General features: G+C 37.1%; 12 protein-coding genes and 1 pseudogene. All 13 read left to right on the top strand.

Translation table 11 applies throughout. The annotated features are described in order from the left end of the window. Positions 1–144: 144 nt before the first annotated feature. Complete coding sequence (locus QRY57_RS25715) at positions 145–315, top strand: hypothetical protein (protein WP_286016448.1); 171 nt, start codon at positions 145–147, stop codon at positions 313–315. 805 nt (positions 316–1,120) lie between these two features. After that, positions 1,121–1,448 (top strand): annotated as a pseudogene (locus tag QRY57_RS25710) (sortase domain-containing protein). A gap of 157 nt (positions 1,449–1,605) precedes the next feature. Then, complete coding sequence (galE, locus tag QRY57_RS25705) at positions 1,606–2,640, top strand: UDP-glucose 4-epimerase GalE (RefSeq protein ID WP_286016447.1); 1,035 nt, start codon at positions 1,606–1,608, stop codon at positions 2,638–2,640. 343 nt (positions 2,641–2,983) lie between these two features. Continuing rightward, a complete protein-coding gene (gene tagU, locus QRY57_RS25700; RefSeq protein ID WP_286016446.1) occupies positions 2,984–3,892 on the top strand; it encodes a polyisoprenyl-teichoic acid--peptidoglycan teichoic acid transferase TagU in 909 nt (302 codons plus the stop codon). A 176-nt stretch (positions 3,893–4,068) separates the two neighbouring features. Next, the gene (locus tag QRY57_RS25695; protein ID WP_286016445.1) at positions 4,069–5,943 is read left to right on the top strand and encodes a phosphocholine cytidylyltransferase/choline kinase family protein; all 1,875 of its coding nucleotides are present in this window, start codon (positions 4,069–4,071) and stop codon (positions 5,941–5,943) included. A gap of 2 nt (positions 5,944–5,945) precedes the next feature. Then, on the top strand, positions 5,946–6,920 hold the full coding sequence (locus tag QRY57_RS25690) for a DMT family transporter (protein ID WP_026591931.1): 975 nt from the start codon (positions 5,946–5,948) through the stop codon (positions 6,918–6,920). Further along, positions 6,917–7,612 carry an NTP transferase domain-containing protein gene (locus tag QRY57_RS25685; protein WP_286016444.1) on the top strand — a complete coding sequence of 232 codons (696 nt, stop codon included), beginning with the start codon at positions 6,917–6,919 and terminating at the stop codon, positions 7,610–7,612. Before QRY57_RS25690 ends, QRY57_RS25685 begins: the two co-directional genes overlap by 4 nt. Positions 7,613–7,727: 115 nt before the next feature. After that, positions 7,728–8,720, top strand: a complete 993-nt coding sequence (galE, locus tag QRY57_RS25680) for a UDP-glucose 4-epimerase GalE (protein ID WP_208016566.1) — start codon at positions 7,728–7,730, stop codon at positions 8,718–8,720. Between the two features lie 106 nt (positions 8,721–8,826). Next, complete coding sequence (locus tag QRY57_RS25675; protein ID WP_026591934.1) at positions 8,827–9,498, top strand: response regulator transcription factor; 672 nt, start codon at positions 8,827–8,829, stop codon at positions 9,496–9,498. 11 nt (positions 9,499–9,509) lie between these two features. Then, positions 9,510–10,940: a HAMP domain-containing sensor histidine kinase gene (locus QRY57_RS25670; protein WP_090694404.1), complete on the top strand. Its 1,431-nt coding sequence runs from the start codon at positions 9,510–9,512 to the stop codon at positions 10,938–10,940. A 66-nt stretch (positions 10,941–11,006) separates the two neighbouring features. Then, the gene (locus QRY57_RS25665) at positions 11,007–11,789 is read left to right on the top strand and encodes a DUF3919 family protein (RefSeq protein ID WP_026591936.1); all 783 of its coding nucleotides are present in this window, start codon (positions 11,007–11,009) and stop codon (positions 11,787–11,789) included. Then, positions 11,786–12,820 carry an ABC transporter substrate-binding protein gene (locus QRY57_RS25660; RefSeq protein ID WP_286016443.1) on the top strand — a complete coding sequence of 345 codons (1,035 nt, stop codon included), beginning with the start codon at positions 11,786–11,788 and terminating at the stop codon, positions 12,818–12,820. Before QRY57_RS25665 ends, QRY57_RS25660 begins: the two co-directional genes overlap by 4 nt. A gap of 19 nt (positions 12,821–12,839) precedes the next feature. Further along, positions 12,840–14,180 carry an MFS transporter gene (locus QRY57_RS25655; protein WP_286016442.1) on the top strand — a complete coding sequence of 447 codons (1,341 nt, stop codon included), beginning with the start codon at positions 12,840–12,842 and terminating at the stop codon, positions 14,178–14,180. The last annotated feature ends 94 nt before the right edge of the window (positions 14,181–14,274 follow it).

Here is a 14,274-nt window from a genome sequence, read left to right as displayed (position 1 = left end):
ATTTATATCAGTTCACGGTATGCCTTATAAAGATCGAGTGCAGGAAACACATATGTCCCATTCCCAGTTGTTTTTCATGGGAATTCTAACCTTATTATTGAATAGGCTTTAGAAGATTTTTATAAGGCATATGATTTACGTTATATGTCTCTTTGTTATCACAATGCTATAGGCGCTCATACAGATAGAACAATAGGTGAAGACCATCGTCCAGAAACACATATTGTACCGAATGTTTTATTGCATATGGTAAAACAACAAGAGGCGAGTTTTATAATAGATGGTGGCTATGGTACAAAGGTGGTAGTGCGGTAGGTGAATATGTCCATGTCATGGATGTAGTGAAAGCACATGTGCTAGCACTACATAGTTTATTAGAAAGCTATATAAAATAAACGAAATTTATCATGTAGGCCATGGTGTGGAAACTTCAGAATATGAATTGATTCAAGTGTGTGAGAAAACAACAGGTGAAAAGATGAATGCGATATTTAATGATTTTATAAGAGATACGGATCATTCACTTTTTATATTTGGTAAAAAGATATGTACATAATTAGGATGGAAACCAAAGTATAAGGTATTCAATTGATGAAGCTCTTTATTCAGCTTGGAAATGGTATAGTAATCATCTGAACGGTTATGAGAATCAGCCACTTTCATATCAAAAAATGTTTAGTTCTTAGATTTTATGTAAGATGTCCATTTTAAAAAATTATGGTTAAGTTATCCTACTAAGGATTGCTTGTGATATATTTAAATAGTTAAATTGTTAAATTGTTATAAAAAGGAGAAATAACCATGAGTTTCAAAAGTGTTATAAAAAAAGTTCATTAGTCGTTGCACTTGCTCTTGGTTTAAACGCATTTGCTGCAACGGCAGCAAATGCAGAAACGAATAGAAAAGAAGCTTCACAAAAGCTTGTAAATTCATTGAAAACTTTAAACCTTGATCGCGTGGACTATTTATATGCATATTTACAAAAGACGAGCTTGACTAATCAAGAGCAAGCTTAAGTTAAGGCAAATGCTGCACGAGTGAGTGAACTTCTTTCAAGTGCAGCTGCGCTAGTTCCAGCAGTATGATTAGCTCGTAAAGTAGAACAAGCATAATACACCCTATGGAAAAGCGAAAGAAAGTACATAAGCGTAAGTCAAAATGGAGATGGGTAATTATTAGGATTCCCGTTTCTATTATTTTGTTTGGTCTTGGGATTGTTGCCTTTTTCGGTTGGGAGTTAACGAAGCAAATCGTATGGTGAGGTTGTTTATGAAATAACAGATTTCAAAATTACGGGATCGAATGACGAGATGATTATCGTGCCAACTGATTATGAGACGTTGACGTTAACAACATGTTATCCATTTGAGTATATTGGCGATGCGCCGGATCATTTTATTGTGTATACGAAGCTTGTATCTAAGCCGGATTTAGAGAGACAATCATAGCTTAAAGAAAGCCCAATTGTCGTTCGTGCAATTGGACTTTTTTAATGTAATACAAAAACAGGAGATATATGGATAAATACATTTGGAACTGATCCTGTTCAGCGTTCATAAAAATATGTAATGAAAAGCTAGTAAATAAATTTAGGAGGTTTTCATCATGGCCATACTTGTAACAGGTGGAGCAGGGTATATTGGTAGTCATACATGTGTGGAATTATTGAATCATGGTTATGAAATTATAGTAGTTGATAATCTTTCTAATAGCTCAGTAGAATCATTAAATCGAGTAAAAGAAATAACAGGAAAACAATTTAAATTCTATAAAGAAGACCTTTTGAATCGAGAAGCAATTGATATGATTTTTAAAGAAAATACGATTGAGGCAGTGATTCATTTCGCTGGTTTCAAAGCGGTGGGTGAATCAGTAGCAATTCCGCTTAAGTATTATCACAACAACATTACAAGTACATTAGTATTATGTGATGTTATGCAGAAGCACAATGTAAAGAAAATGATTTTTAGTTCATCAGCAACGGTGTATGGTATTCCTGAGAAATCACCAATTACAGAAGAGTTCCCTTTAAGTGCAACAAATCCATACGGTCAAACAAAGTTGATGATTGAACAAATGATGCATGATGTAGTTGTAGCTGATTCAGAGTGGAGTATGGCATTACTTCGGTATTTCAATCCATTTGGTGCACATGAAAGTGGACGTATTGGGGAAGATCCAAATGGAATTCCCAATAACTTAATGCCATATGTAACGCAAGTAGCAGTTGGTAAGTTAAAAGAATTAAGTGTATTTGGAAATGACTATCCAACAAAAGATGGTACAGGTGTCCGTGATTATATTCACGTTGTGGATCTTGCGAATGGGCATGTGAAGGCTCTTGAAAAAGTACTGCATACAACAGGAGTAGATGCGTATAATCTTGGTACAGGTACTGGTTATAGTGTGCTAGAGATGGTGCAAGCATTCGAGAAAGTTTCAGGAAAGGCGGTTCCATATAAAATTGCAGAACGCAGACCTGGAGACGTTGCTGTATGTTTTGCGGATGTATCTAAAGCGAAGCGAGAATTAGGATGGGAAGCAAAGCGTGGGATTGAAGAAATGTGTGTAGATTCTTGGAGATGGCAGTCAAATAATAAAAATGGCTATCAAGAGGTACAGTCTATATATGTGAAATAGAGCATATAATTCAACTGGGAAAAGAAAGAGTTATTTCGTTATCTGTTAGGAAAGCAATTTTTGATGTGAAATATTCAGTAGATATATATGGGTGATATCGGAAACTTCGAGCAGAAGTTTCTTTTTTGTTTATAGTGAAAATAGAATATAGCCCCATTGTTATTTGAGCAGTGGGGCCTTATTTATATTAGGGAGTAAAAAGATAAGAGGCTATATGAGAAAATATATGGGTTTTAATTATGAAATAAAGTATAATTTGATGGGTAACTTCACATGTATAATGTGACTTAGTACTTTATTCCTTACAAACCTATAAAGCTGATTCAAGAAAGAAGGTTACACAATGAAGAAAATTCTATTTTGGATACTTGGTATTATTGGCGTTCTTGTCATTGCGGGAGGAGGCTATGCTTATTACTTGTACTCATCCGTTTCGGGGACAATAAACAAAGTGTATACCCCGCTTGAACGAGATCATTCTGAGAAGCGACCTACTGATGTAAAGTTAGGAAGTAAACAACCTGTTTCTATTTTATTATTAGGGGCAGATGAGCGCGGGGCAGATAAAGGGCGTTCGGATTCGATTATGTTATTAACACTAAATCCGAAAGATAGTTCAATGAAAATCGTAAGTATTCCTCGTGATACATATACGGAGATTGTTGGTAAAGGGAAGAAGGATAAAATCAACCATGCGTATGCATTTGGCGGAATTGATATGTCTGTGAAGACGGTTGAAAACTTTTTAGATATTCCAATCGATTATTATATTGAAGTAAATATGGAAGGATTCCGTGATATTGTAGATGCTGTTGGGGGAGTTGATGTGTATAATGATATCGCGTTCACACTTGAAGGGATGTCATTTGAGAAAGGAAACATTCATTTAAATGGTGAACAAGCTCTGAAGTATACACGTATGCGTAAGCAGGATGCACGCGGTGATTTCGGTCGTCAAATGCGTCAGCGTCAAGTGCTTGAAGCGGTTATTAGTAAAGGAGCTAATATATCGTCCATTACAAAACTTGGTACGATGTTAGAGGCAGTTGAGAAAAACGTAAAAACGAATTTAACCCAGGATCAAATGTGGGATCTTCAAAGCAATTATAAGTCTGCGATGAATAAGAAAGAGGAAGTTCAAATCCCTGGTGATGGTCACAAGCAAGATGGTATATGGTATTACTTTGTACCAGAGAAGGATCGTCAAGATTTGTCTAATAAATTAAAAGCTCATTTAGAGTTAACAAAATAGCAGTGAGTATAGTAAGAAGCCTAATGATCCTGTGAAATGTATGGGAAATTAGGCTTTTTTGACGTTATGTAAAAATACAATAGGATTTACAAACTACACATTAAATTTACGAAATATTTACATTATTCTCTGTAAATGGTATGATGTGTTCAAAAAATGAATGGATGGATGGGGTTATGGAGAGGGGCGCTACACAGCAAGTATTAAATGTATTAGAAGTTATTAATCAAAATCCACAGATAAACCAAAAAAAGATTGCAGAGCACTGCAATATATCTGTTGGTAAAGTGAATTATATTATGAATGATTTGGCAAAGAATCAATATATTTATAGCGAGAAGTCAGGAAAGTACATGAATTATTATTTGTATAAGAAAGGCTTTGAATATATGCGCCAGGAGTTAGTGGCGCACCAAGGGAAGAAGATTAGAGTTCATCGTAAAGAGGGAAAGAAGGTTACGCAAGCTGTTGTTCTTGCGGCTGGGAAGCGCCATGATTTTGGGAAGCCATCTGGTTTATTAACGGTTGGGGAAAAGCTGTTGCTAGATCGTAGTTTAGAAATTCTTAAAAATAATGGGATTGAAAAGATTGTAGTGGTAGTTGGCTATAAGAAGGAGCAGTTTGAAGGTTGGTCAGGCCGTTATAATGTGCATTTTGTGGAAAATCCGAAGTATAAGTGGACGGGATCAATGGCATCACTAGCGGAGGTTCAAGAGCTTATTACAGATGATTTCTTATTAATTGAAGATGATATTTTAATCGAAGAGAAGGCTCTTATTAAAGTGTTACATCATCCAGAACCGGACTGTGTGTTGATTACAAATGAGAGTGGATCTGGTGATGAAGCGTTTGTTGAGCTCCAGGATGGCTATCTTTATAAAATTTCAAAAGATATTCATCAGTTAAATCGTATTGATGGTGAGATGGTTGGGATTTCTAAAATCTCGTATGAAGTGTTCATGAACATGTTAGCAACATTCCGTCATAATCAAAATCCATATGTGAACTATGAATATTTACTTCTTGATGCGGCAAGGTTGTATGACGTCGGTTATGCAAAGTTATCGGATGTTGTATGGGCAGAGATTGATACAACGAAGCAGTATGAAGTTGTGAAAAATAAAATATATCCTCGCTTAGTGAAGAAAGAAGCAGAGTTTAAAGAAAGACAAATTAAAAGATATGTTTTAGAGGCGCTTTCTATTTCAGAAGAGCAAGTTACAGATATTCAGTCATTTGGTGGTATGACGAATACGAATTTCAAAGTAATGGCAGGCGGAGAGGAATATGTATTACGTATTCCAGGAAGCGGTACGGAAGAGATGATTAGCCGCCGTGATGAAATGGAAACGGCTAATTTAGCAAGCGATTTAGGGATCGATGCGGAACTTTTATACTTTAATGCAGAAACAGGTGTGAAGTTAGCGAAACTCATTCCAAACGCAGAAACATTAAATCCAAAAACGGCAAAACGCAGTGACAATATGATATTAACAGCAAATATATTAAAGAAATTACACAGTTCGGATATCGTGATGAATAACGTTTTTAATGTATTTGAAAAAGTCGAGCATTATGAAGGGTTATTAAATAAAGTAAACGGTTCTAACTTCGATGATTATGTCGAAGTGAAGAGCAAAATAATGCAATTAAAGGATATGTATGAGGCGATGGATGTTGCGCTCGCGCCTTGTCATAATGATACCGTTCCTGAAAACTTTGTTAAGAGCGGCGAAGACAAAGTGTATTTAATTGATTGGGAATATGGGGGCATGAACGATCCGATGTGGGATATCGCCGCACATAGCTTAGAATGTGATTTTTCTTTAGAGGATGAGGAACTGTTTTTAAGTTACTATTTTAATGGATCAGTGGAAGAGTCTTATAAAGAAAGAATATTGATGAATAAGATTTTCCAAGATTTCTTATGGAGTATTTGGACGAAGATTAAAGAAAGTACAGGCAGTGATTTTGGAACATATGGAATAGATCGCTATCATCGTGCGAAGAAAAACTTACAGCTCTTTTTAGCGTTAGCGTGTGAGGTATGAAGATGAGAGAAAAGCAAAGTACAGGCATATTGTATGGAGTTTTTTCTGGTTTTGCTTGGGCTGTAGATACGGTATTGATTGGGATTATCTTATCTTCACAACTTATGTTAGCAACAGAACAAGTTGTGTTGCTTGCGCCGCTTGTGAGTACATTTTTGCATGACTTTATGTCAGCGTTATGGATGATGATATATATGGCGATAAAAGGGCAGCTGGGAACGGTTTTTTCTAAGCTGAAAACGAGAAGTGGACGGTTCGTTATGTTAGGAGCACTTATGGGCGGGCCGGTTGGTATGACGTTTTATGTACTAGCTGTAAAATATATCGGGGCTTCTTATACAGCTGCGATTTCAGCGGTATATCCAGCGGTTGGTGCACTTTTTGCATTCTTGTTTTTGAAGGATCGCCTTCGCCCCTGGAATTGGTTTGGGCTTATTATTAGTATTACATTTATTATCATCCTTGGATTTACAGGGGACGGATTTGCGACTGAAAACTATATGTTAGGATTTATTTTCGTCCTGATTTGTATCGTTGGCTGGGGGTTAGAGTGTGTAATCTGTGCGTACGGTATGAAAGATGAAGAAGTATCCCCAGAAGAGGCCTTGCAAATTCGTCAGCTTGTTTCAGCGGTCACATATGGACTTGTGATTTTACCTGTAGCGAGCGGACATTTCTTAACAAGAGAAGTTGTGATGAGCAGTGAGTTTATTTTAATTATTGTGATTGCATTAGTTGGAACAGCTTCTTATGTATTCTACTATAAGGCAATTCATGAAATTGGACCAACAAAAGCAATGGCGCTTAACATTACGTATTCTGCATGGGCGGTTGTCATTTCTATGTTAGTATTAGGGTCACCTTTTTCATGGAAGTTAATTATTTGTTGTGTTGCGATTCTTATAGGCGCAATTTTAACGGTTGCAGATATAAATGAATTTATGAAAGCGAAAAAATATAGAGGTGAAGTAACGTGAGAGCGATTTTATTAGCAGCAGGTATGGGAACACGTTTACGTCCATTAACGTTAACGACTCCCAAATCATTAGTAGAGGTAAACGGCAAGCCGATGTTAGAGCGTCAAATTGAATACTTACAAGAAATCGGCGTCCAAGAAATTATTGTCGTTACAGGTTACTTAGCAGAGAAATTCGACTATCTTGCCCATAAGTATAATGTGAAGCTTGTACACAATGACAAGTATGATGTATATAACAATATTTATACAATGTATGTAGTTCGTGAATATTTACAAGATGCATATGTAATGGATGCAGATGTTTATTTACACCGTAATATTTTTATAGAGAACCCAGCGTCATCTTTATATTTTAGTGCGAAGAAAGAAGATTTCCGTAATGAATGGATTATTAAGTATGATGAAAATCGTAAAGTATATGATATTGAAATTGGTGACGGTGATGATGATTACATCTTATGTGGTATTTCCTATTGGTCGAAAGAAGATGGTGTCCATATTGTGAAAAAACTAGAAGAAGCAGTAGATCAGGGAAATTTCAGTGAACTGTACTGGGACAATATTGTAAAAGATAACATTCAAGATTTAAATGTTCATTTGTACGAAATCGATAGCAATGATAGTTTTGAAATTGATTCTGTAGAGGATTTACAGAAGGTAGAAGAAAAGCTCGCTGTTTTAGCCGGATAGTAATGGCATGCAATAATTGGAATTTATCTTGCTATATAAAATAAAAGTAGATAAGCTATATTTTATAGGCCAAAAAGTGCTGTGAAATAATTTATAAAAAGTTAGGTGGAAAAATATGAGTTCTATTTTAGTTTGTGGCGGAGCTGGTTATATTGGTTCTCACGCGGTGAAAAAGTTAGTTGATGAGGAACAATCTGTAATCGTAATTGATAACTTGCAAACAGGTCATGAAGATGCAATTACAGAAGGCGTGAAGTTTTATAAGGGTGATCTTCGTGATAAAGATTTCTTAAGAAACGTTTTTAAGCAAGAAACAATTGACGCAGTGATGCATTTTGCAGCGGATTCTTTAGTCGGTGTAAGTATGGAAAAGCCGCTACAATATTATAATAACAACGTATATGGTGCACTATGTTTACTAGAGGTAATGGAAGAATTTAAGATTGATAAGTTTATCTTCTCATCAACTGCCGCAACATATGGCGATGTAGATGTTGAGTTAATTTCAGAAGAAACACCAACAAACCCTACGAACACATATGGAGAAACAAAATTAGCGATTGAAAAAATGTTGCATTGGTATAGCCAAGCTTCTCATTTGAAATATAAGGTCTTTAGATACTTTAATGTAGCTGGTGCAACGCCAAGTGGTATGATTGGTGAGGATCATCGTCCTGAAACGCATTTAATTCCGCTTGTATTGCAAGTTGCTTTAGGGCAACGTGAGAAAATCATGATGTTTGGTGATGATTACAATACACCAGATGGTACATGTATTCGTGATTATATTCATGTGGATGATTTAGTAGCTGCTCATTTCCTTGGACTTCAGGATTTACAAAATGGCGGGGACAGCGACTTTTATAATTTAGGGAACGGTAACGGATTTAGTGTAAAAGAAATTGTTGAAGCAGTTCGCGAAGTAACAAAGCATGAAATTCCAGCGGAAGTTGCGCCAAGAAGAGCTGGAGACCCAGCACGCCTTGTTGCATCTTCTCAAAAAGCAAAGGAAAAATTAGGCTGGAATCCGCAATATATAGATATGAAAACAATTATTGAGCATGCGTGGAATTGGCATCAAAGTAAGCCGAATGGGTATGCAAAGTAAAATAATAAAAAAGAGTGTATTGTCGTTCAACATATGTTCGATAGTGCACTCTTTTTTTGTATAGGATATTTGCTATACTAAAATGTACTGCGAAAGGAGGAGAATCATGAAAATACTCGTAGTCGATGATGAATCGAGCATTCGCAATTTAATTCGTATGCAGCTAGAGATGGAAGGATATGAAGTACTAACTGCAGCTGATGGAAAAGAGGCTTTGCAAAGATGGGACGAGCAGCCCGATGTATTGATTTTAGATGTGATGCTTCCAGATACGGATGGTTATGAGCTGCTTCGGCTCTTTAGGGAGAAGGACCGAGATATTCCAGTACTTATGTTAACGGCGAAGAGCCAGATGAATGATAAGCTGCTCGGACTGCAGCTTGGTGCTGATGATTATGTAACGAAGCCATTCAATTATGCAGAACTGATTCTTCGGGTGAAGAATATGGCGCGGCGCACGACGAAGAAAGAAACTTTGCAACGATATGAAATGATCCGTGCTGGTGAATTGGTTATTTATCCGAAGGAACGGAAAGTACATGTCAATGGAGAAGAAATTGATTTAACGTATCGTGAGTTCAATTTATGTCAGTTATTTGCTTCACATCCGCATCGCGTGTTTATGCGTGATGAGCTATTGGAGAAAGTGTGGGGCTTTGAGTATAGCGGAAATACGAGAGCAGTTGATATTATGGTGCAGCGCCTTCGGAAGAAGCTTGGAGCAAGCGGAGAACATATTAAGACGATTTATGGCGTCGGCTATAAGTTAGATTGTTAAAAGGTGATAAGATGTCGTTAAAACGAAATATGGTACTTGGTATAGTAGGGTTATTGATTCCAATTTTGTTTCTTCTTTATACGGTTGTTTACATTGCATTAGAAAAGAATATGTATCATAACGCGGCAGGTTCTTTAGAGAAATTAAGTGTAGAAGCGCAAATTTACACGATGAACTATTTAGAGAAGGAAGAAGAAGTGGAGACGCTAGGGCCGAATTCGCTTTTGATTGCTTCTTATTTAGCAAAGCGGATGGATGTCCGTGTGCAGATGATTGGGAAGAATGGAGACGTCGTTGCGGATACAGAGAAAGGAGCTTTGCTTCATAAGAATATAGATATTGACCAGTCGTTACGAGGAAAGAAGGCATATGTATTTGAAAATGGTGACCCAGCACCACTTCTTTTATTTTCGAGTCCCGTTTATCATGGAAGCGATGTTATTGGGGCAATTCGCTTTATTAACGAATTACAAGATGAGAAAGAAGTTTTAACGAATGTGAGCTGGACATTTCTCATTACATCGATTTGTTTAGTAGCCGGCGGCATTTTCTTTGCGATTCGTTTAGCGAAATCTCTTCATAAGCCAATTGATCAGTTAAGACAAATGGCAAAGCGGCTTGCAAATGGGGATTATAAAAGTAAAATTGAGCTAAATGAATATGTAGAAATCGCCCAGTTATCAGCGTCTTTCAATGCGATGGCTGATGCAATTGAACTTCATATGACGCAGCTAAAGGAAGAGAAAGAGAAGCAGAAGGATTTCTTAGACCGAATTACGCATGAGCTGAAAACACCGCTTACTGCAATTATTGGATATGTAGATTTAATTCCAAAATTGCAATCTGCACGAGATGTAGAAGAAAGCCTTCATTATGTTTCGATTGAAAGTCAGCGTCTATTATCACTCGTTGAGGAGTTGCTACAATCTTCAAAGTATGGGACGAGTACGTTTGAAGTCTCTCCGACGATTGTAGATATAAAACAAATTGCGGAAGAAGCAATTTCGATTGTGAAGCCTCGTCTTCAGCAATATGAAATAGAAGTTATAAATGAATTATCTGAAGTGAATGTAGTTGCTGATTTTGATAAGACGAAGCAAATTTTCTTGAATGTGTTTGATAATGCAATTAAATATAGTGATGCTACGAAAATGAGGATAAATGTCGCGAAAAATGAACATGAGGCGAAAATTCTTATCCATGATGATGGAATTGGTATAGATGAAGCGATACTTGCAGAATGGAATCGTTCTCCAAAAGGGAAAGTACTCTCCTCTAGTTATGGAAATGGATATGGCTTGTTCATTTGTCAGGAGATTATGAACAAGCAGGGTGGAAGTATGCGAATTGAAAGTAGTGAGGAAATGGGAACACTGGTAGTTATCACATTGTTATTACCAAGGTACATGGAAGGTATAAAAAAATTGAAAGCGATTAAATGATACATTTATGAAACAATTATGCGGTATTTTCGAAACAACGTTTTTTTATTGTGGAGGTAGGCAGAAATGAAAAGGCTATCATTTCAAATTCTCTTGTTTGTCTGTTGTACGATTGCGGCTCTTATCTTGTTTTATGTTATAGAAAAGCAATTGTATAACCGCGTTACAACCCTAGATGACAAGCAGGCTGTTTTAGAAAGAGCAAGTGAATCTCTTCCTACTGAAGTGAAGGTAAGACATGAGAAGTGGGGAGAAGTAGTTGTAACAGATGAAGTTCGTCTACATGCGATTGTTTCATTCTTTGACCGAATTCGAATGAAGCAAACCGAAGCGAAGATCCACGAACAAGTATTTACTGGAGAAGTAACGTACTTGAATGGACATAGGCGTACTTTTGCAGTAGGTGACTTGTTCCAGTACGAGGCAAATGTATATGGAAAGAAGGGGACAGATCCTATGATTTCCGCATTCCAAACATATTTGCTGGGCCTATATTATACGCCAGAGCGTATTAGCGATTTCTTTGCATCAGCAAAAGAGGTTGTCTTGCGAGAAGGTGATGTAGTGCGTACTACGAATCTTACGCCAATACTTGATTCGATTCGGCAAGCAAAGCAAATTACGGACTATGGAGAGATCCAGAAATTGCTGCAATCGCAGAAGAATCCAATCGCTTATATTACTGCTTATCAAAATGGTAAACATGTAAAGAATGAACGTGAGGATATATTAACGATTTCTGTATATCCTTCTTACTTTGTCGTGCAATACCTTGGCGATAATAATGGGAATGTGATGTATATGAAAGGCTCCCTAGCAAATCTATTTGTAAAGGAGAATGTTTCATGAGAAAGATAGCCTTTTTCTTCTTTTTGCTAGTAATTGGAGGAGCGATGTCTAGTTGCTCTCGAGATACTACCTCTATCAAATATAGTAAAAATGGTCTTCCAAATTTAAAAGATCGCCATCTAGTTGCGTATGTAGCAGCGCGTGAAGAAGTCGGTGAAGCACTTCTATCATCGTTTTGTAAACCGCGCGGGTGTACGTATGAATTTATTCGCCTCTCTACGGAGGAGCTTCTTAGAAGAGTTGAAGAAGAAGCGGGAAATCCAAAAGCCGATATTATCATTGGCGGTACATTGGATGCGCATCAAATGATGAAGCAAAAAAATCTATCTATTCCTGTTACAAGTCAGCATGCAAGTAGCATTTCAAAAGCCGTTAAAGATCAGGATGGCTTTTGGCATGGCTATGAAGTAGAGCAGCTTGCCATCGCGATTAATAAAGAGCGATGGAATAAGGAAATATCGCCGCTGGGGCTTTCCTATCCGTCAGAGTGGAAAGATTTATTACATCCTGCGTATGCTGGAAAGATTATCATGCCTGATCCGAATGTTTCAGGAACAGCATATACGTTGTTCCAATCACTTGTTGATACATTTGGTGAAGAAGAGGCTGATCATTATGTAAAGGAGCTTGCGAGGCAGGTAGCGGAGGTAACGGTGAATGGTTACATGCCCGTAGAATATGTTGCAAGTGGTGAATACATGATCGGAATTAATTTTATGGGAGATCAACGGATGCTTCAAAAACAAGGCTTTCCGATTTTAAGTAACGTGCCTGAGCAAACAGGGTTATCTGTCAATGCGATTTCTAAACTGAGACATGCACCGAGTGGTATTATAGCGGATTTATTTATTGATTATTGTTTATCAGAAGAAGCGGGGCACATTTTAGAAAAGGTTTCGTTTGGCGTACCAACGATGCTTGCGAAGAATCAGAAAGAAATAGAAGGTCAGCCTGTTAGAAGAACGAGCAAAAACGTATCAGATGGTAGAGTAATCGAGATATGGAATAGACAACGTCTCTCTCAAAAGTGAGAAAAGGAGAAGAGATGATATGTTTAATTGGCTTAAGCCTGCACCAGCAATAGAGCGTTTGCCAGCGAATATGATTGACAAAGTATACACACTACTACGGATTCGCGTGTTACTGGGAATTTCGGTTGGGTATGCAGCGTATTATTTAGTTCGTAGTAACTTTACGTTATCTAGTACGTACTTAATGAAAGAATATGGTTTTAGTGCAACGGAATATGGTTTATTAGGTTCCGTTACGGCGATTGTGTATGGACTAAGTAAGTTCTTTATGGGAAATTTATCAGATAAAGCGTATGCTCAGCGGTTTATTGCGGTTGGTTTATTCTTATCGGCAATTATAAATATTTGTTTTGGTTTTGCATCTTCATTTGGAATGATTTTAACATTATTAGTTTTTAATAATATTTTTCAAGGGATGGGGGCACCGCCTTGTAGTACCGTAATGACAAAGTGGTTCTCGAAGAAAGAGCGCGGTACAAAAACAGGACTTTGGAATATTTCGCATAATGTTGGTGCGATGCTTGTAGCACCACTTGTTGGAATTGGTATTGGTATTTTCGGTGAAAGTCATTGGCAAGCCGGCGTGTTTATCTTCCCTGCGATCATTGCAATGGTCATTTCAGTTCTTATGTGGGTGAATGCGAAGGATACACCAGAATCTGTCGGTCTTCCACCAATTGAAGAATATCGTAATGACTATGAAGGTCTTGAGAAGGCAGACAATGCCAGCAAAATGTCACCAAAAGAAATTTTGATGAAATATGTAGTGAAAAATAAATTTATTTGGTATTTATGTATTGCGAACGCATTTGTATATTTAATTCGTTTCGGTGTTATTAACTGGGTACCGATTTATTTAACAACGGTTAAAGGATTTACAAAAACAGAAGCGCATGCAGCATATTCAATTTTTGAAGCAATGGCAATTCCCAGTTCATTAATCGTAGGTCTGTTAAGTGATAAGTTATTTAAAGGAAAACGTATGCCATTATGTGTATTTAGTATGGTTGGTGTTGTTATCGGAACGCTAGTATACTGGCAAGCATCGAATATACTTGTTGTGAGTGCGGCAGTTTCGATTATTGGTTGTTTAATTTACGTACCACAATTTTTAATTGGTTTAAGTGCAATGGAATTAGTACCAAAATTCGCAGTAGGTACAACAGTTGGTATGTGTGGCCTGTTCGGCTATTTAGGAGGAAGCCTTGTTGCAAACGCAGCGATCGGTGTTATCGTTGATCGCTCTGGTTGGGACGGCTGTTTCATTCTATTATTAGCGGGTGGTATTTTATCTACTGTATTCTTATTTATCGTTCAATTTGGTCATGAGAGAAAAGGCCCTGAGAGCAAAATTGCATAATCGTTTATGTAAGGAAGCTGTCCAAAAGCACTACTTTTGGGCAGCTCTTTTTATGTGCATCTTGTCAGTATAGATTTATATAAAGTGAAATTAC

The sequence above is a fragment of the Bacillus arachidis genome (assembly GCF_030285945.1).
GTDB classification, from domain to species: domain Bacteria; phylum Bacillota; class Bacilli; order Bacillales; family Bacillaceae_G; genus Bacillus_A; species Bacillus_A arachidis.
The sequence above is the reverse complement of the archived record's forward strand: the minus strand, read 5'-3'. Positions and strand labels throughout refer to the sequence as shown.

Bases quoted from the DNA above. Each gene is read 5' to 3' on its own strand.
- QRY57_RS25675 (WP_026591934.1), top strand. From the start codon at position 8,827: ATGAAAATACTCGTAGTCGATGATGAATCGAGCATTCGCAATTTAATT.
- QRY57_RS25715 (WP_286016448.1), top strand. From the start codon at position 145: ATGTCTCTTTGTTATCACAATGCTATAGGCGCTCATACAGATAGAACA.
- tagU (WP_286016446.1), top strand. From the start codon at position 2,984: ATGAAGAAAATTCTATTTTGGATACTTGGTATTATTGGCGTTCTTGTC.
- QRY57_RS25690 (WP_026591931.1), top strand. From the start codon at position 5,946: ATGAGAGAAAAGCAAAGTACAGGCATATTGTATGGAGTTTTTTCTGGT.
- galE (WP_208016566.1), top strand. From the start codon at position 7,728: ATGAGTTCTATTTTAGTTTGTGGCGGAGCTGGTTATATTGGTTCTCAC.
- QRY57_RS25655 (WP_286016442.1), top strand. From the start codon at position 12,840: ATGTTTAATTGGCTTAAGCCTGCACCAGCAATAGAGCGTTTGCCAGCG.
- QRY57_RS25695 (WP_286016445.1), top strand. From the start codon at position 4,069: ATGGAGAGGGGCGCTACACAGCAAGTATTAAATGTATTAGAAGTTATT.
- QRY57_RS25665 (WP_026591936.1), top strand. From the start codon at position 11,007: ATGAAAAGGCTATCATTTCAAATTCTCTTGTTTGTCTGTTGTACGATT.
- galE (WP_286016447.1), top strand. From the start codon at position 1,606: ATGGCCATACTTGTAACAGGTGGAGCAGGGTATATTGGTAGTCATACA.
- QRY57_RS25660 (WP_286016443.1), top strand. From the start codon at position 11,786: ATGAGAAAGATAGCCTTTTTCTTCTTTTTGCTAGTAATTGGAGGAGCG.
- QRY57_RS25670 (WP_090694404.1), top strand. From the start codon at position 9,510: ATGTCGTTAAAACGAAATATGGTACTTGGTATAGTAGGGTTATTGATT.